At 38.9% G+C, this 17,121-nt stretch carries 19 protein-coding genes; 9 read left to right on the top strand and 10 right to left on the bottom strand.

Annotated elements, in window-relative coordinates; genetic code table 11:
* Positions 1-33: 33 nt before the first annotated feature.
* From kdsB to SJPD1_RS08490, 6 genes are all read right to left on the bottom strand, one after another.
* Positions 34-738, bottom strand: a complete 705-nt coding sequence (gene kdsB, locus SJPD1_RS08515; protein ID WP_096046776.1) for a 3-deoxy-manno-octulosonate cytidylyltransferase — start codon at positions 736-738, stop codon at positions 34-36.
* The gene (thrC, locus tag SJPD1_RS08510; RefSeq protein ID WP_096046775.1) at positions 735-2,222 is read right to left on the bottom strand and encodes a threonine synthase; all 1,488 of its coding nucleotides are present in this window, start codon (positions 2,220-2,222) and stop codon (positions 735-737) included. The genes kdsB and thrC overlap by 4 nt, the downstream gene beginning before the upstream one ends.
* A gap of 102 nt (positions 2,223-2,324) precedes the next feature.
* Complete coding sequence (gene argB, locus SJPD1_RS08505; RefSeq protein ID WP_096046774.1) at positions 2,325-3,176, bottom strand: acetylglutamate kinase; 852 nt, start codon at positions 3,174-3,176, stop codon at positions 2,325-2,327.
* Positions 3,177-3,209: 33 nt separating this feature from the next.
* A complete protein-coding gene (locus SJPD1_RS08500) occupies positions 3,210-4,160 on the bottom strand; it encodes a tetraacyldisaccharide 4'-kinase (protein WP_338055364.1) in 951 nt (316 codons plus the stop codon).
* Positions 4,141-5,274: a DegT/DnrJ/EryC1/StrS family aminotransferase gene (locus SJPD1_RS08495; RefSeq protein WP_096046772.1), complete on the bottom strand. Its 1,134-nt coding sequence runs from the start codon at positions 5,272-5,274 to the stop codon at positions 4,141-4,143. Before SJPD1_RS08495 ends, SJPD1_RS08500 begins: the two co-directional genes overlap by 20 nt.
* A gap of 9 nt (positions 5,275-5,283) precedes the next feature.
* Positions 5,284-6,051, bottom strand: a complete 768-nt coding sequence (locus tag SJPD1_RS08490; protein ID WP_096046771.1) for an NAD+ synthase — start codon at positions 6,049-6,051, stop codon at positions 5,284-5,286.
* Positions 6,052-6,185: 134 nt separating this feature from the next.
* On the opposite strand from SJPD1_RS08490, the gene SJPD1_RS08485 reads away from it, so the two are divergent.
* Positions 6,186-6,779 (top strand): MBL fold metallo-hydrolase, encoded by a 594-nt coding sequence (locus SJPD1_RS08485; RefSeq protein ID WP_096046770.1) that lies wholly within the window; start codon positions 6,186-6,188, stop codon positions 6,777-6,779.
* Here SJPD1_RS08485 and SJPD1_RS08480 read toward each other — a convergent pair.
* The 3 genes from SJPD1_RS08480 to SJPD1_RS08470 form a co-directional block, all read right to left on the bottom strand.
* Positions 6,774-7,319, bottom strand: coding sequence for a thioesterase (locus SJPD1_RS08480; RefSeq protein WP_096046769.1), 546 nt, complete (start codon positions 7,317-7,319; stop codon positions 6,774-6,776). The two genes, SJPD1_RS08485 and SJPD1_RS08480, sit on opposite strands and share 6 nt — an antisense overlap.
* 153 nt (positions 7,320-7,472) lie before the next feature.
* A complete protein-coding gene (gene cmoB / locus SJPD1_RS08475) occupies positions 7,473-8,372 on the bottom strand; it encodes a tRNA 5-methoxyuridine(34)/uridine 5-oxyacetic acid(34) synthase CmoB (RefSeq protein ID WP_096046768.1) in 900 nt (299 codons plus the stop codon).
* Positions 8,373-8,378: 6 nt separating this feature from the next.
* Entirely contained in the window at positions 8,379-8,609 is a 231-nt protein-coding gene (locus tag SJPD1_RS08470; RefSeq protein ID WP_096046767.1) for a hypothetical protein, read from the bottom strand.
* Between the two features lie 45 nt (positions 8,610-8,654).
* Between SJPD1_RS08470 and SJPD1_RS08465 the strand changes: the two genes are divergently transcribed.
* Both SJPD1_RS08465 and SJPD1_RS08460 read left to right on the top strand, forming a co-directional pair.
* The gene (locus SJPD1_RS08465) at positions 8,655-9,944 is read left to right on the top strand and encodes a zinc-binding metallopeptidase family protein (RefSeq protein ID WP_096046766.1); all 1,290 of its coding nucleotides are present in this window, start codon (positions 8,655-8,657) and stop codon (positions 9,942-9,944) included.
* Positions 9,945-9,947: 3 nt separating this feature from the next.
* A complete protein-coding gene (locus SJPD1_RS08460; protein WP_096046765.1) occupies positions 9,948-10,511 on the top strand; it encodes a thioredoxin family protein in 564 nt (187 codons plus the stop codon).
* A gap of 1 nt (position 10,512) precedes the next feature.
* On the opposite strand, the gene nth is transcribed toward SJPD1_RS08460, so the two are convergent.
* Positions 10,513-11,154 (bottom strand): endonuclease III, encoded by a 642-nt coding sequence (gene nth / locus SJPD1_RS08455; RefSeq protein ID WP_096046764.1) that lies wholly within the window; start codon positions 11,152-11,154, stop codon positions 10,513-10,515.
* Between the two features lie 116 nt (positions 11,155-11,270).
* On the opposite strand from nth, the gene SJPD1_RS08450 reads away from it, so the two are divergent.
* The 6 genes from SJPD1_RS08450 (at position 11,271) to mog (ending at position 17,070) form a co-directional block, all read left to right on the top strand.
* Positions 11,271-12,083, top strand: a complete 813-nt coding sequence (locus SJPD1_RS08450; protein ID WP_087438771.1) for a peptidylprolyl isomerase — start codon at positions 11,271-11,273, stop codon at positions 12,081-12,083.
* 199 nt (positions 12,084-12,282) lie between these two features.
* Complete coding sequence (gene fbaA, locus SJPD1_RS08445) at positions 12,283-13,359, top strand: class II fructose-bisphosphate aldolase (RefSeq protein WP_210394349.1); 1,077 nt, start codon at positions 12,283-12,285, stop codon at positions 13,357-13,359.
* 121 nt (positions 13,360-13,480) lie between these two features.
* A complete protein-coding gene (locus SJPD1_RS08440) occupies positions 13,481-14,278 on the top strand; it encodes a 1-aminocyclopropane-1-carboxylate deaminase/D-cysteine desulfhydrase (protein WP_338055363.1) in 798 nt (265 codons plus the stop codon).
* 26 nt (positions 14,279-14,304) lie between these two features.
* A complete protein-coding gene (gene hisD, locus SJPD1_RS08435) occupies positions 14,305-15,606 on the top strand; it encodes a histidinol dehydrogenase (RefSeq protein WP_096046762.1) in 1,302 nt (433 codons plus the stop codon).
* Positions 15,603-16,538, top strand: coding sequence for a ketopantoate reductase family protein (locus SJPD1_RS08430; protein WP_096046761.1), 936 nt, complete (start codon positions 15,603-15,605; stop codon positions 16,536-16,538). Before hisD ends, SJPD1_RS08430 begins: the two co-directional genes overlap by 4 nt.
* Position 16,539: 1 nt before the next feature.
* A complete protein-coding gene (mog, locus tag SJPD1_RS08425; RefSeq protein ID WP_096046760.1) occupies positions 16,540-17,070 on the top strand; it encodes a molybdopterin adenylyltransferase in 531 nt (176 codons plus the stop codon).
* Positions 17,071-17,121 lie beyond the last annotated feature (51 nt).

Genomic DNA, 17,121 nt, shown 5'->3' with positions numbered 1-17,121 from the left:
ACGATAAGAGAGATTCATAGCTCTCTTTATTGTTTATTGAAAAAAACGTAGTGCTCGCTCTAAATCTTCTTGCGTATCAATTCCGAAACTTTGACTTTCCACTTCCACCATTGCAATCGTGTAGCCATGGTAAATAGCACGCAACTGTTCTAGCTTTTCAATATGTTCAAGAGGTGCATAGGGAAGAGTACAAAAGGTTTGAAGTGCTTTTTTACGGAACGCATAAAGACCAATATGACCAAAATAGCCCTCAAATCCACCTTCACGGTCATAGGGAATCACACTTCTGGAAAAATAAATAGCATTTTTGTTAGTATCTAAAATGACTTTAACGAGGTTTGGATCTTTTACATGGTTAAGATCAATTTTCTTACACGCGCTAGTAATCATCGCGTCGGTATTTTTCGCTCGCTCAATGACACTTTTGACAACAGCTTCTTCAATAAATGGCTCATCGGCTTGTACGTTGACAATAATTTCATTCTCTGAAAGATTGAGTTTAGAAGCTGCTTCATTAATACGATCTGTTCCGCTTTGGTGATCTTGTGAGGTGAGGATGGCTTTAAACCCATAATCAGAAGCGAGTTGAACGACTTCTTTTGTATCGGCAGCGATGGCAACATCATCAAGATTTTGTACACGTTTTGCGGTTGCAATGACCATCGGAAGCCCATGGATATTGGCCAATATTTTACCTGGAAAGCGTGTGGAAGCAAGGCGAGCAGGGATGATGATCATTTACTTGCCTTATGATTTAAAAAATTAAAAATTTCTGCCTCAATGCCTTCTTTTGCAACGACTTTATCGTGAATGACGGGCTCATTAAAGAGAGTGTTGATGCAATTTGGAATCTTTACATGTAAAGCGTTGCTGATGCCCTCAAGTGCCTCTTTATCGTTGTATTTTACGCTGTTTTGGTTAATAGCATTCAGCATCGTTGGAGCAAATTTAGTCCATTCAGCTGTGGAGCAAAGGACACACGGAAGGGGCTTAGCTTTGAGTTCTTGATAGGCTTTAAGACACGTTGCTGTGTGAGGATCCATGATGTAGCCTTGGTTGGCATAATGTTTGATTTGGTCTTTACCAAAGGTATCATCGGAGTAAACGGCTTCAAAATCTGATTGCAAGCTTGCTAACTCTTCTTTGCTTAATGTATAGAGTTTGTTTTCTTTAAGGTCTTCCATAAGCTCTTTGGTACGAACGGCTCCAAATTTATCGAACAAAACACGCTCAATATTGGAAGAGATCAAAATGTCCATTGCAGGGGAAGTTGTTTGAAGGAGGTTTCGATTTCGAAGATCATAAACACCCGTGGTGATAAGGTCAGTAAGAATATTATTGATATTGGATGCAATCAGAATTTTCTCAACTGGAAGACCCATTTTTTTCGCGTAATACGCACCTAAGGCATTACCAAAGTTTCCACTAGGAATGATCGTATAAAAGGGCTTTCCAAGTTCTACTTTCTTTTGTTTGAGCAAGGCGACATAAGCGTAGATATGGTAAATGATTTGGAAAATAATACGTCCAAAATTGACCGAGTTAGCAGCACTGAGTTTAATATTTTTGGTACTCAATGCTTCTTTAAAGCTAGACGATGCGAGCAAGCGTTTGAGCGCATTTTGGGCATCGTCAAAATTGCCATGAATACCAATGATTTTGAGATTTGGGCTCTTTTGTGTGGTCATTTGAAGGCGTTGGACATCACTCGTTCCACCATCAGGATAGAGACAGACGACTTTGATGTTGGGTTTATTGGCAAACGTATCTAATGTGGCAGGTCCCGTATCGCCGCTGGTTGCTGCAAGAATGAGATACTGCTCGTTTAATTTTTGCGCAAGGTGCGAGAGAATGTAGCCAAAAGGTTGCAATGCCATATCTTTAAAGGCACGTGTTGGACCATGGTAGAGTTCATTGACAAACAAGTCATCTTCAATTTGAACCAGAGGTGTAGGCTCGCTAGCATCATCAAAGGCATCATACAATGCAACGGCTTTTTGCATGACCTCTTCTTCAATGTCAATTTTAAAGAGTCTTAAAATATCAAGCGTGATCTCTTTATAGCTTTTTTTTGAAGCCTTCTCTAAAAAGTCTGGGTCAATTTTAGGGAGGTTCTCTGGCACATAAAGTCCGCCAAAGCTTGCGCTTGGGTTTAAAATAGCAAATGAAAAGGGAACTTTGTTTGGTTTAATACCATCATTTCCACGGGTTTCAATAAACATACTCATCCTTACTAATTTCTATACACTAAAAAAGCAAAGCTCTTTTAGCTACGTTAGCCTCTCGGCACTGAAGCTTGCCAACAACGTTGACAGAATTTAATTTTATTCTTTAATAATCGTGCCAATACCATCTTTGGTAAAGAGCTCTAATAAAATGGAGTGTTGAACTCTTCCATCAATGATGTGTGCGCATTCAACTCCTCCGCGCACAGTTTCTAAACACGCGTCTAGTTTTGGGATCATTCCGCCACTGATCGTACCATCTTTTTTAAGGGCTTTGATTTTGGTTTTATCAAGGCTGGAGATGAGATTTCCCTCTTTATCTAAAACACCAGGGGTGTCTGTGAGGAAGATGATTTTTTTGGCTTGCATTGCAACAGCAATTTTACTGGCGGCTAAATCTGCGTTAATGTTATAACCGGGATGATTGATATCATCACCCGCTGCAATGGGGGCGATGACAGGGATGAATTTTTCACGCATAAGATGCTTGAGCACTTTCTTGTCGATCTTTGTAATATCGCCTACAAGTCCGTATTTACCATCATCCATGGGGCGCGCATGGATAAAATTGGCGTCTTTGCCCGTAATGCCAATGGCTTTGGCGCCATGATGATTAAGTAGGGTCGTGATTTCTTTATTGATGCTTCCACTGAGCACCATTTCGACCACTTCCATCACTTGATCATCTGTCACACGAAGTCCATCCACAAAGCTACTTTTAACTTCAAGTTTATCGAGTAGGGCATTGATTTTTTTACCGCCGCCATGGATAATGATAGGCTTGATTCCCACAAGATAAAGTAGAACAATATCTTTTGCAAACTGCTCTTTGAGTTCGGGGTTGATTTGTGCGGCGCCACCGTATTTAATGACGATGGTTTTTTTATTAAAAAGTTTAATGTACGGCAATGCGTCCATCAAGATTTGTGCTTGGTGTATTTTATGTTGCACAGCAAATCCTTGTATAAAGGTTAAAGCCTTATTTTAGCGTTTAGGAGCTAAAAGTGTGTTTATTTTTGCGAGTGTTTTAGGGAAGATTTCGACTTCAAGTTTAAGAAGAGAGAGTGGGATGTCAAAGGTAGCCATTTTAACAGCATCTTTTTGTGTGGTTAAAATGGTCGTCGCTTTATGTTCATGAAGGAGAATTTCAAGCTCTTTTTCTGAGTACATATAATGGTCTTCAAAACTAACTTTTCCAACAACATTGTCGGGCAGATAAGCATCCAAACGACTAGGTTTGGAGATAGCTGTTACGAGAAGCATTCTTTCACTAGGATTAATGACCTCAACATGACGTTTAAAATCCATATCTTCTGAGATAACAAGATCAGCATATTGGTAAAGAAATCTTGGTTCACGATATGGTCCACTGGGGAGACAAAAATTGTTTGTTGGTTCGGGATTTGGTTTGACTAAAATATCAATTTTATGAATAAAACTTTTGGAAAAACCGTCATCCAAAAAGACAATTTTTGCACCTTTTTTCTTTGCAAAGCGAATGGCTTCCACACGATCTTCACTCACAATAACGGTTGATTTTGGTAAAGATTTGGCATACAGCATTGCTTCATCACCACTAGCCATTGCATCACACATGATTTGCCCATTATCTGAGACCAAAATAAGTCCATGCGATTTACGCCCATATCCCCTAAGAACAATAGTAACATCAGAGTATTCTTTGGCTAAAGCGATACAAAAAGGTGTTTTACCATTGCCACCAACGGTAAGATTGCCAATACTGATGATAGGAATTGTAAAAAAAAGCTTTCTTCTCCTGCCAAAAAAACGCTTTGATAAAACAATAGTGCAGTAAAGGGCACTTAATGGTAGGAACAGATAAGATAAAAATCGTTGAAATAAAGAAGTTGGGTAGAAGAGATAGGCTTCTACCCATAGAACAAAACGTGAACGGTTAAACACGGTTCTTAGCAATCTCTTTGATTTGTTCACAAATGTGAAGAACATCTTTATCACTGAGGCTTGAGTAGATTGGTAGTGATAAAATTTGTTGATAATTACTGAGTGCTTTTGGAAAATCATTGACACGCAAGTTGTATTTATGCTTATAGTAGCTTAACAGGTGTAATGGGATGTAGTGAAGACCTGTGTAAATACCTCGCTCTTTAAGCTCTTTTGCAAAATTATCTCTATTTTTATCAATTTTGATGATGTACTGTGCATAAGTATGATCACGTTTTTTAATCGGCGTAGAAACATGTGGACATGAGGCAAGCTCACGGTTATAAATATCAGCAATTTCGAGTCTTCGCTCAATAAAGCTTTCATTTTTTTCCAATTGACCGATTGCAAAAGCTGCATTAAGTTCATTGAGGTCATATTTTAATCCAATATCAACCACATCATAGACATAACCAAGGTTACCAAATTTGTCCCAACCGTCTCCGACAAGGGCATGGTTACGAAGAAGCCGTGCACGTTCTGAAAGTTCAGGATCTTTAGTCGTCATAATACCAGCACTGGATACAGAATTATTAGATTGTGGATTGAAACGAAAAACGGTAATGTCGGCGTCAAGAGCGCCTATTTTTTGTCCCTTATACGTAGCACCTAGTGCTGCTGTTGCATCTTCGACAATTTTAATGTCATATTGCTTCGCTAACTCATAGATTTTTGAAAGTTCAGCAGGTTGCCCAGCAATATGGCTGATGAATGCACCTTTAAGTTTTTTAGCTTTATTGTTTTTAAGGACACTCTCTAATTGTTCAATATCGATGTTGAAATCATCTTTATCAATGTCCACAAAAATAGGTTCAGCGTCAAAGTGACGAACCACTTCTGCAACGGAAGGAAAAGCATTGACCGAACAGATAATTTTATCACCGCGTTTAAGATCTAAGGCACACATAGCAAGATGCATGGCAGCTGTTCCATTCACCGTTGAGATGGCATCGCCACAGTTAGTATATTTTATAAACTCTTTCTCGAGTGTTTCGACTTTGTTAGCTTTTTCCAAATCCAAAACTTCATTGATAAGTGTTTTTTCTCTTTGATCGATAAATGGTTTATAAAATGGTATTTCTTTCATGTTTATCCTTTATTTTACCGCTGATAAATCAGCAATGGTTGGAAGTTTTCCTTTAAAAAGATTGCTTGCAATACGCTCTAATGCCATTTCAACAAGCTCTTTTTCAAAGCCAGCAGCAAGGAGAGCTTCTTTATCTTTGTGTTCTTCTATGTGAGCGTAAAGCACTTTGTCAATTTGTGCGTAACTGAATCCAAACTCTCCCTCATCACTTTGGTCTTCCCAAAGATCAGCCGATGGTGCCTTGGTAAGAATAGAGTTTGGTACACCGAGGTGTGCTGCAAATTCAAATATTTCTGTTTTATAAAGTTCGCCAATGGGGTTAATTGCGCAGGCAAGGTCACCAAAAATAGTACCGTATCCAAGCAGAATTTCACTTTTATTTCCCGTTCCTAAAACAAGAGCATTTTCACGTGCTGAAATATCGTAAAGAACTGCCATACGCATGCGTGCACTAAAATTACCAATGCGAAGTTTTGAAGCATCTTTTTTATCGTGGAAGTAGGTATCAACAAGAGGACCAACAGGGATTTTTTCAGTTTTGATACCAAATTTCTGAGTAAGTTCGCTTGCATGTTCAAAGCTTGCACTACTTGAAGTAGAGGCTGGAAGCATGATGCCTAAAAGATTATCTTTAAAAGCTTTGTGGGCAAGAATGGCAACAACAGCCGAATCTACGCCACCACTAATTCCTAAAACGACTTTGGAAAAACCAGCTTTTCGCACCTCATCTTGAAGAAACTTAACTAAATAATTTTCGATAGATTGGTATTTATTCATAGCAGTAACCTCGTAATCAATTTAAGCAATAGATTAATTATACTAAACTTAAAATTAATGCAATCTTTTAAGCTTCTAAAGCAAAATAAGATGAGATGTGTTAAAATTTTAGAAATTCATAAAAGAAGTAGCTAATGCAAATCAAAAGTAGAGCATGTGGGGCATACGGAACCAATTGTTATATCATTACTATTCATGACAAAGAACTTATTATTGACCCAGGAATGGAAGCAACAAGTTGGGTTTTACGCAATGTGCATCATCCTATCGCTATTTTAAATACGCATGGTCATTTTGATCACGTATGGAGTAATGCTGAACTTTCAGCTCAATTAAACATCCCAATTTATGCGCCTGTAGATGATTGTTTTATGCTTGAAGATGATCCCTTTGGACAAGGAACGCCTCCTAGTTATGCAAATGTAAAAGTTGTGGGTGATGAGAGTTTTGATATTGAAGGTATATGTGTCAAATTTTTTCATTTTCCAGGGCATACACCCGGTTGCAGTGCCATTTTAATTGATAATACCCTTTTTAGTGGAGATTTTATTTTTAAAAATTCGATTGGTCGATATGATTTTCCGTACAGCAATGCTGACCAAATGCGTCAAAGTCTGGAAAAATTTCTAAAAATTGATGCTGATTGGAAAATTTTTCCGGGGCATGGAGAAAGTACGACACTTAAAGTTGAGCAACAAAACGTGCCGTATTGGTTTAATTTTCTATGAAAACTCTTTTGGACTGAAGCTTGCTTGAAGCTCTTCAATTTTGGTTTCAAGAATATGGTGTTCTAATAAAACGGCTTGAAAAATACCTTCAAATACCTTTATTTCGTTAATGGTACCGATAACTTTGATCTCTCTTTTACGGGCATCTTCAAAACGACCTTTAGCCTCAAAATTGACAATATCGCCCACTTTGGCAGGTGCAAAAAATTTAGAACGGCATCCAATGACGACAACATTGGGTTCATTAACAGCCGCAACAGCCGCATATTCTGCTGAACCAAAAAGAAAACCACTGTGAATCAAACCAAATTCATCGACACTCATTTCATGGGTTGTTTGCAAAAGGACTTTGGAGCTATTTTTACTCAGTTCTGTGAGGTTTCCCACAAGAGTACTTTTGATTTTAATGTGAGTTTTGAGATCGTCATTTAAAAAATTGGTAGAATCGAGCGAACTTTCATCCTGATTGTCTGACTCATCATCAAAATTAGTGGTGTTGTCAAGCATCTCTTGAACTAAACCCGCTTTACTCTTTACCATTTAGCATCCTTGCTATTTTTATTTTTTTGACACGCTTTTAATGCAAAGCTTTAAAAATTGCGTTAACATTGAGTTCTCTTCGGCAGAGAGCCCGCGCACCTAGGCGCTATAATCTTCCACAATAAATTTATAATTGATAACAAATCGACGGATTTAACGTTTTGCTTTAATATAAACCCGTTTGGGTGCTGGAAATCCTTCGATAGTGAGTTCTGGGTTATTTGGGTCTAAAAAATCTTCCAAGCTTTCACCATAAATCCACTCTGTTTTCCGCTGCTCATTGGCATCGGTTTTTTTGATTTCCAAGAGTTCAATATCTCTGAATTTTGCACGTTCTAGCCAGTTATAAAGGGCTGGAATGGTTGGTACAAAATAGACATTAGGAATTTTTGAATAGGTTTTTGAGGGGCACAGTGCCACAGGTGTGTCTCCATCAATCATAAAGGTATCTAAAATCAGCTCACCATTAGGATTAAGACCTTGGTAGAGCGCTTTGAGTGTTTGTATAGGATCACTTCGATGGTACAAAACGCCTAAGCAAAAGAGCGTGTCAAATCTGTGCTCATACTCTGGCAGATGCTCAACGCCAAGCATCTCATAGACAATATCGCTTTGAATGAAATGGTTGATAAAATCAAATTGTGTTTTATAGAGGGCTGATGGGTCAAAACCAACGAGTTTTTTAGGACGTTGTGAAAGCATCCGAAAGAGATAGTAGCCGTTGTTACAACCAATATCACCAACGACTTTTCCTTCGAGATTAAAGTAAGGCTCTAAAAGATTGTATTTGATGAAGCTTTGCCATTCAGTATCGATAAAAGTATCAAGAATTTCAAAAGGACCTTTGCGCCATGGTCTGAGAGCGAGGGCACACTGTTTAATTTTTTCTTGATCAAAAAACTTTACATGTAAAGCTTTTATCGTGATAGTATCGCCCAGTGAAAAAGAGATATTTTCAAGCATAGGAAGAGAGGTAAGTGCTTCTCGCATCGGCTTAATATCTTTCCATTCTAGCCAAGCAAGACGCTCTTGGCGGATTGTTTCTAAACTCATCGTTGATTATTCAAAAAGGCTTTTGGTAGCATTAACACTCTTGTCGACCCCTTTTGAAACACCATCTGTTACGGTTTTGTAGTCGACAATATTTTCATCACAATCTTTATGGTAAATACCCATACCATCGTAATATTCTGTGCAATCATTATAATAGCGTCCCGATACTCCTCGGTCATTAAAATAGACGCAGCCTTGTAAAAGTATGGCAGTGAGTAAAATTAATATTGTTTTCATGGGTTGTATAATAGCATTTCGTTTATTAAATTTTCAAGGGTTTAGATGGAGTCAATATTAGAGCATTTTAAAGCAATTACTGCCATTCCACGTTGCAGCTATCATACGACAAAGATGAAAGAGTATATCTGTGAGTTTGCGCACTCTCTTGGTTTTAGTGTTCACGAAGATCATGTAGGAAATATTTTATGCCATAAAGGAGCACCTCAAGTCTGCTTACAAGCGCACTACGATATGGTCTGTATTGGCAATACCCATCCCATAGAGATTGTCATGGAAGGTACGCTTGTCAAAGCTAAGAACTCTACACTAGGAGCTGATAATGGCATGGGCATGGCCATTATGTTTTGGGCCATGGAGCATAATGAAAATTTAGAGTGTCTTTTTACAGTTGATGAAGAGGTTGGACTTATTGGTGCAATGCAGTTTCGTCTCCCCTTAAAGTCTTCCTATCTGCTCAATCTTGACGCAGAAGAAGAGGGTGAAATTTACATTGGCTGTGCAGGTGGCATGGATGTCATTGCCTCTTTGAAACTACAGTATATGCCATTGGATGAAGAGATTAAACTCTATGAAATCAGTGCGTTTAACTTTACTGGGGGACATTCAGGGGTCGATATTGATAAAAAAATCCCTTCAGCAATTAAAGCTTTAGGGTATGAGCTTTTGAAACATGAGGTTCTTTTAGTCTCATTGCATGGAGGGGAGAGGCGTAATGCCATTCCTAAAAGTGCAACAGCCATTGTCGCATCCAAAACACCGTTACATGTAGAAGATACACGTTTACATGTAAAGAGTTTGGAGAAAGGCTCGCACACAAAGTATATTGCTCAATCAAGCTCTATTATAAAGGCTTTGGGTGCCTTTGCCCAAGGTGTTCGTGAATGGGATCGAGAGCTTGATATTCCTTCTATGAGTATCAATCTTGGTATTGTTTCCGATTTTGAAGGTGTGCTTCGATTTGACTGTGCAGCACGTGCAATGGATGATGAAAATTTGGCTATACTGGCACATGAAACTGTTGCCTTCTTTAAAGCACTTGGTTTTGAGGCTGTACAAGAAGGATGGCATGGAGCGTGGAAGCCTGAAATGACACTTTTCGCACAACGCGTTCAAGGTGTGATGAAAGAGTTTTATCCTCATGCCACCTTTAAAGCGATTCATGCAGGACTTGAGTGTGGTGAGTTGATCATGCGTCAAGCTAAAAAGATAGAAGCAGTTTCTATTGGACCGACGATTCGCTATCCTCATTCTCAAAGAGAAGAGTGTGACATGAATTCTGTTTCAAATACAGCGTTCATTGTTCAAAATATCATTAATACCTATAAGGAGTAAGCCATGTCATTAATACATTCCTCTTTAGTGGAACTAGGTCATAAACTGGAACATTTTGAACTTGAAGATCCAAATGGAAAAATTTTCAAAAGTAAAGAACTTTTCGGAAAAGGTGGTTTTCTAATCGCTGTGATGTGTAACCATTGCCCTTACTCTAATGCTATTTGGAAGAGATTGAACGCCGTTGCGGAGTTTGCCAAAAAACTTGACATCACCACGGTTGCGATCAACCCAAACATTCATCCTAACTACCCAGAAGATTCACCCGCTCATATGCTCGATAAAATCAAAGAGATGGGACTAGAGTTTCCTTATCTTATTGATGAAAATCAAAGTGTGGCAAAACATCTTGGTGCTGTCTGCACTCCTGATATTTTTTTATTTGATAGTGAAGAGAAACTTTATTATCATGGAAGATTGGATGATAATTGGCAAGATGCGCGTAGTGTGAAAGAGGAAGATTTAAGAGAGGCAATCATGTTACTGTTTAGTAAGCAAGATGCACCTAAAATTCAGCATCCTTCGCAAGGGTGTTCCATTAAATGGATTGATACCGTTACGGGCTAAGTTAAACTTTAAATGTCTGTTTTGTTTTGCAATGTTCTGTTAAAAAGCACGTTTCACACAAGGGATTGACCGCTTTACAGGTATATCTGCCAAAAAGTACCATCGCTTGGTGTAGCGTAGCAAGATCATTTTTAAAAATTTTGGTTAATTCTTCTTCCGTTTTAATGGCTGTTTTAGCACTTGAAAGTCCTAGACGGTGTGCGACTCGAAAAACATGGGTATCGACTGCCATTAAGTTGGCAGAAGCATATTCGATCATCACCACATGAGCGGTTTTTTGTCCCACACCTGCGAGTCCCATGAGTTTTTGCTCATCCAAAGGAATCTCTCCATCGTACAGTTCAACGACTTTTTGTGCCATTTTAAGAAGATTCACGGCTTTATTGTTGAAAAAAGAGCACGAAGCAATGAATGATTTGATCTCATCGAGATTCGCCTCTGCAAGCTCTTTTGCATGAGGATAGCGTTCAAATAGGGCAGGTGTAATAAGGTTGACGCGTTTATCGGTGCATTGGGCTGAGAGCATGACACAGACAAGAAGCTCATACAAAGAGCTATATTTTAGTTCAGTAACCGCTTTGGGGTAATGTTCCAAAAAAAGAGCTTTAATAATTACAACCTCTTTTTGTGTGGCCTTTTTCATCATCTACCTTATTTTTTTGAAAATTATACCGACAATCCTTAAAATTAACATTTCATTTAAGAAATAGTAATAAGATTTGGGGTACAATACGCGAATTACTTCAATAAAGGATTTTAGTGAAAAAAGTTATTCTAAGTAGTATTGCAGCTGCAGTACTAGGTGTAAGTTTAAATGCGACAACATATGCAACCGTTAATGGTGAAGATGTCAATGAACAAGACATTGCTGTTCTTATGCGTGCTATGCAAGGCGCAAAGTTTGAAGAACTTCCTGCTGATGCAAAACAAAAAATTGTTGAGCAAGCAGTTGAGCGTAAACTTTTGACTACGGAAGCAATGAAAAGTGGTGTAGAAAAAGAGAAAGATTATACGGAAGCTTTGAAAAAAATCAAAGCAGATCTTGCTCTTGAAGTCTGGATGAAAAAAATCTTTGATGCTGTTAAAGTTGATCCAAAAGACGTTAAAGACTATTATGACAAAAATGCTGACAAATTTATGCAACCAGCAACCGTTAAAGCAAGACACGTGCTTGTAAAAACAGAGCAAGAAGCTAAAGATGTTATCAAAGAACTTGATGGATTGACAGGTCAAAAACTCAATGATAAATTTGTTGAGCTTGCAACTACAAAATCTACAGGACCTAGCGGTCAAGGTGGCGGTGAACTTGGTTGGTTTGCTGCAAATCAAATGGTAAAACCTTTCTCAGATGCAGCATTTGCACTTAAAAAAGGTGAAATTACTAAAACGCCTGTTCAAACACAATTTGGTTACCATGTTATCTTAGTTGAAGATACAAAACCAGCTGAGAAAGCAACATTTGAAACAGTAAAACCACAAATTGAAAATGGCTTGAAAATGGAAAAATTCCGTATTCAAGTACAAGATAAAGCACAAACACTTAGAAAAAACGCAAAAGTAACCATTAAATAACCCCAAAAAAGAGAGCCTTACCCCAAAAAAGGTAAGGCTTTTCACAAAAATCTTGTTTTTTAAAATAGAGGCTAAAAGCCTTAGACTATAAAATTATGTTACATTGACTTCAAGAGTTAAGCTTTAGAGCATAGCGTAATGTAATCTTTTTGGGCTTAGCCTATAAAAGTATGTAAAAATTGAAATAAAGGGCGTTTTCATGTTGAATGCGAAAATTTTTGATTTTGTAAAACCGGGTGTTGTTACGGGTAATGATGTGCAGAAAGTTTTTGCAATTGCAAAAGCCAATCAATTTGCAATCCCTGCTGTCAATGTTGTGGGAACAAATTCTATTAATGCTGTTTTAGAGGCAGCCAAAACGGCTAATTCACCAGTTATTATTCAGTTTTCCAGTGGTGGAGCTGAATTTTATGCAGGTAAAGGTGTGAATGGTCTTAAAGCAGGAGTCCTTGGTGCCATTAGTGGTGCTTTACATGTCCATACACTTGCTGAATACTATGGTGTAGCCGTAATTTTACATACGGATCATGCTGCACGTAAACTTCTTCCGTGGATTGATGAGCTTTTAAGCGCTAGCGAGATGCATTTTGCTAAAACACACAAACCACTTTTTAGTTCTCATATGTTGGATCTCTCAGAAGAGCCACTAGAGCAAAATGTACACACGTGTGTCTCTTACCTCAAACGCATGAGTAAAATGGGCATGACATTGGAAATTGAGCTTGGTTGTACGGGTGGCGAAGAGGATGGTGTGGACAATACCAGTATGGATAATTCAGCTCTTTATACGCAGCCGCAAGATGTTGCTTATGCCTACGAAGAGCTTTTAAAAATTAGTCCTAATTTTACCATTGCTGCCTCTTTTGGCAATGTACATGGTGTGTATAAACCAGGCAACGTCAACTTGACACCAAAAATCTTAGATAATTCTCAAAAATACATTCAAGAGAAGTTTAAAACCGATGCCAAACCAGTCAATTTTGTATTTCACGGTGGCAGTGGCAGTGAACTCTCCGACATTCGTGAAGCGGTAGGGTACGGTGTCATTAAAATGAACATCGATACGGATACGCAATGGGCATTTTGGGAAGGCGTCAAAGGGTATGTTGAAAAATATGCACCGTATCTTCAAGGTCAAATTGGTAATCCAGAGGGTGACGATAAACCGAATAAAAAATATTATGATCCACGCAAATGGCTTCGCTCAGGTGAAGAGGCTATTAAAAGCCGCTTACTGAAAGCCTTTGAAGATCTTAATTGTCTCAATCGCTTATAATCCTTAAGAGACCTCTTTTGAGGTCTCCTTCTTTTTACATGTAACGATGTTTTTTCCTCCTTCTCCTTTTGAAAAACAAACTTTTAAGAACCATATTTTTTATATTAAACGCGATGATCTGTTGGATAAAGATTTTTCTGGTAATAAAGCACGTAAATTTTACTACTTTTTGACGCATGATTTTTCTCATATCAAGCGTGTGGTAAGTTCTGGATCAAATCAGTCCAACGCGATGTATTCTCTCTCTGTTTTAGCCCGCCTTAAAGGGTGGGAGTTCATCTATGTATGCGATCATATTCCACACTTTCTCAAAGAAAATCCTATCGGTAATTATAAAGAGGCACTTGTGAATGGAATGAACATCATCGAATCACATTTGCGCGAAGAAGAAGCTAAAAAGTGGCTTGATGAAACAAGTTTACATGTAAAGGAAGGGGGCAGGCAGCTTGAAGCAGAAGAGGGTATGAAAATTTTAGCCAATGAGCTTCTATCGGACATACAAACACATTCCATTCAAAACCCTTATCTTTTTTTACCCTCAGGAACAGGTACAACAGCACTGTTTTTACAAAAGCATCTTCCCTTTCCTGTCTTTACATGTAATACCGTGGGAGATAGTATGTATTTACAAAAGCAGTGGAAGATGGTTGAATCTGATCTGACATGTGCCCCCACCATTATAGAGACCAAGAAAAAATATCACTATGGCAAATTGTACCCAGAGCTTTTTGAGTTATGGAAATCATTGAAAGATGAGATGGGTGTAACGTTTGATTTGGTGTACGATCCTGTGGGCTGGAAAGTGCTATTGGAACATATCGCTTCACTGGATGGAACGCCTATTTACTTGCATCAAGGAGGGATTTTGGGCAATAGTTCCATGATTGCTCGGTATGTGCGTAAGGCAAATATGCTATAATAAAGCACTTATAAAGAGGATTAACGATGTTGCTTTTAAAAACCAGCGAACAAAATTTTCAAGTCCAGTTCGATGCACTTTTGCGTCGTGGAAATATGGATATGGACAATGTTTCAAAAATTGTTTCGACTATAATTGCAGAGATTAAAGCCGATGGTAATGGTGCTTTAAAAAATCATATTGAAAAATTTGATAAATGGCATGTTGCAAACGATGAAGCACTTGAAGTCAAAACAAGTGATATGAAAAAAGCGTACGATGCTCTTGATGTTAAACTCAAAGAGGCATTAGAGCTAGCGTATAAACGCATTTATGCGTACCATGAAAAGCTCATGCCAAAATCGTGGCTTGATTTTGAAGAGAATGGCACTGTCTTGGGGCAAAAAGTAACGCCAGTGGATCGTGCAGGGCTTTATATACCGGGTGGAAAAGCAGCGTATCCCAGTAGTCTTTTGATGAATGCAATTCCCGCACTTGTCGCAGGGGTGAAAGAGGTTGTTGTTTGTACGCCTGCTCCCAATAATGAACTCAATCCATTGCTTTTGGCTGCGATGCATTTATGTGGCATCAAAAAGGCTTTTAAAGTAGGTGGTGCGAGCGCGATTGCGGCAATGGCATACGGCACGCAGAGTATTCCAAAAGTCGATGTGATCACGGGCCCTGGTAACATCTTTGTGGCAACGGCAAAAAAACTCGTTTTTGGTGAGGTGAACATTGACATGATTGCAGGACCAAGTGAAATTGGTGTTTTAGCCGATACGACTGCTAACCCACACCTCTTAGCGATTGATTTGCTTTCACAAGCGGAGCACGATGAGATGGCCAGTTCTATTTTGATTACACCTTCGCTTGAAATTGCGGAAAAAACACGTACCGAAATTTATACGTGGCTTGAGACATTAGATCGCAAAGCGATTGCCGAAGTTTCTATCAAAGAGCGAGGCGCGATTATTGTGACGCGTGATATGGATGAAGCGGTGAATTTGATGAATCAAATTGCGCCTGAACACTTAGAAGTGGTTACGTCTCATCCTTTTGATCTCCTGCCAAAGATTCACCATGCAGGTGCTATTTTTATGGGTTTGTATACGCCTGAACCCATTGGAGATTATATCGCAGGACCCAATCATACCCTTCCAACGGGTGGAACAGCTAAGTTTTACTCGCCGCTTGGCGTTGAAAATTTCTTGAAGCGCTCTTCTATCATCAGTATGAGCAAACAAGGCATTGATGAAATTGGTGAAGCGTGCGCATTGCTTGCTCACACTGAAGGTCTGGGTGCGCATGAAGCAAGTGTTCGTGTGCGTCTTTCTCAATCAAAAAAATGAATATTATCATTCTAGGTGCGGGAGGAGTTGGAAGCTATTTTGGCGCCAAACTTCTCCAAGATGGTCATCACGTCGTCTTTATTGCACGAGGGGCACACCTTGAAGCGCTTCAAACTGAGGGTTTACATGTAAAGCATCCGAGTTTAGAATTTGATCAAAAAATTCAAGCACTTGATTTACCGAGTTTATCTGAATTAGATGCTACTTCATTTGATCTTATTATTCTTGCAACCAAATCAATTGCAACACGTGAAGTCTCCATTCAACTTGCGCAATGGCTTCGAGCTCAAATGAAACCACCGTATATCCTCTCTTTGCAAAATGGTGTTGAAAATGAAGCTATCTTATGTGACTATTTTGCCGAAGAGTATATTATGGGCGGATTGACACGAAAAATTGGGGCACATGTGGTTTCTCCTGGATATGTAGAAGCGGTTGGCAGTGCGGAAACCATTTTAGGTATGATGCATACAACGATGGAAAATGAGCGTTTTTTGGAAGCATTATCGCTTGTTTTAAATCATGCAGGGATTCCAACCCAAACGACATATGACATCAAACAAGAACTGTGGAAAAAACTGATTATTAACAATGGGGTTAATGCACTTTGCGCGTTACTGCGTGTCAAAACAGGTATTTTGTTTGAGAAAAGTCCTCTTAGCGAAGTGGTTTATGGACTTATGCAAGAAACCGCTTATGCTGCACGTAGTTTACATGTAAAGATTTCGCAAGAAGATGTGGATGCTATGTTTACCTTAATTAAACAGTTTGATTCGATTAAGCCATCTATGTTGGTTGATTTAGAACATGGTAGAACGTTAGAAATAGAAGAAATTTGTGGTGTTGTCATTCGAGCTCTTCATCAAATAGGCGTCGATGCTCCTTATACCAAAACGATTAAAGCGTTACTCGAATTTAACATGGAGCAATAATATGAGACAGATTAAAATTGGTATTCTTACGATCTCTGATCGTGCTAGTGCAGGTATTTATGAAGATCTTTCAGGTAAAGCAATTATTCAAGTCTTAAGTGAGTATCTAAGCTGTGAGTGGGAGAGCGTGTACAAAGTGATTCCTGATGAACAGCCACTCATTGAAGCAGCCCTTGAACACATGGCAGATCATGATGAATGCTGTTTAATCGTCACTACAGGAGGCACAGGCCCAGCTATTCGAGATGTGACGCCTGAAGCTACGGAGGCTGTCTGCGAGAAGATGATGCCAGGCTTTGGAGAATTGATGCGTCAAGTGAGTCTTAAGTATGTACCTACCGCCATTTTATCACGACAAACGGCAGGTATTCGTGGTCGTAGTTTGATTATCAATCTTCCTGGAAAACCTAAATCCATACGTGAATGTTTAGATGCAGTCTTTCCTGCTGTGCCGTATTGCATTGATCTTTTAGAAGGACCTTTTCTTACATGTAACGAGGATGTGATCAAACCTTTTCGTCCAAAGGCGTAAAAAGAGGCAAAGCAGTTGAAGCTTGAAAGCTCCAACTGCTTTACATGTAAA

Origin of the sequence: Sulfurospirillum diekertiae (genome assembly GCF_002309535.1) — a bacterium.
In the GTDB taxonomy this organism is placed as follows: Bacteria; Campylobacterota; Campylobacteria; order Campylobacterales; family Sulfurospirillaceae; genus Sulfurospirillum; species Sulfurospirillum diekertiae.
This window is presented reverse-complemented; position numbering and strand designations above follow the sequence as displayed.

What these genes read in the sequence shown, in the direction of transcription:
- nth (WP_096046764.1), bottom strand. Translation starts at nt 11,154, where the DNA reads ATGAAAAAGGCCACACAAAAAGAGGTTGTAATTATTAAAGCTCTTTTT.
- SJPD1_RS08490 (WP_096046771.1), bottom strand. Translation starts at nt 6,051, where the DNA reads ATGAATAAATACCAATCTATCGAAAATTATTTAGTTAAGTTTCTTCAA.
- thrC (WP_096046775.1), bottom strand. Translation starts at nt 2,222, where the DNA reads ATGTTTATTGAAACCCGTGGAAATGATGGTATTAAACCAAACAAAGTT.
- kdsB (WP_096046776.1), bottom strand. Translation starts at nt 738, where the DNA reads ATGATCATCATCCCTGCTCGCCTTGCTTCCACACGCTTTCCAGGTAAA.
- SJPD1_RS08460 (WP_096046765.1), top strand. Translation starts at nt 9,948, where the DNA reads ATGTCATTAATACATTCCTCTTTAGTGGAACTAGGTCATAAACTGGAA.
- SJPD1_RS08480 (WP_096046769.1), bottom strand. Translation starts at nt 7,319, where the DNA reads ATGGTAAAGAGTAAAGCGGGTTTAGTTCAAGAGATGCTTGACAACACC.
- mog (WP_096046760.1), top strand. Translation starts at nt 16,540, where the DNA reads ATGAGACAGATTAAAATTGGTATTCTTACGATCTCTGATCGTGCTAGT.
- SJPD1_RS08430 (WP_096046761.1), top strand. Translation starts at nt 15,603, where the DNA reads ATGAATATTATCATTCTAGGTGCGGGAGGAGTTGGAAGCTATTTTGGC.
- SJPD1_RS08495 (WP_096046772.1), bottom strand. Translation starts at nt 5,274, where the DNA reads ATGAAAGAAATACCATTTTATAAACCATTTATCGATCAAAGAGAAAAA.
- SJPD1_RS08485 (WP_096046770.1), top strand. Translation starts at nt 6,186, where the DNA reads ATGCAAATCAAAAGTAGAGCATGTGGGGCATACGGAACCAATTGTTAT.
- cmoB (WP_096046768.1), bottom strand. Translation starts at nt 8,372, where the DNA reads ATGAGTTTAGAAACAATCCGCCAAGAGCGTCTTGCTTGGCTAGAATGG.
- hisD (WP_096046762.1), top strand. Translation starts at nt 14,305, where the DNA reads ATGTTGCTTTTAAAAACCAGCGAACAAAATTTTCAAGTCCAGTTCGAT.
- SJPD1_RS08465 (WP_096046766.1), top strand. Translation starts at nt 8,655, where the DNA reads ATGGAGTCAATATTAGAGCATTTTAAAGCAATTACTGCCATTCCACGT.
- SJPD1_RS08470 (WP_096046767.1), bottom strand. Translation starts at nt 8,609, where the DNA reads ATGAAAACAATATTAATTTTACTCACTGCCATACTTTTACAAGGCTGC.
- fbaA (WP_210394349.1), top strand. Translation starts at nt 12,283, where the DNA reads ATGTTGAATGCGAAAATTTTTGATTTTGTAAAACCGGGTGTTGTTACG.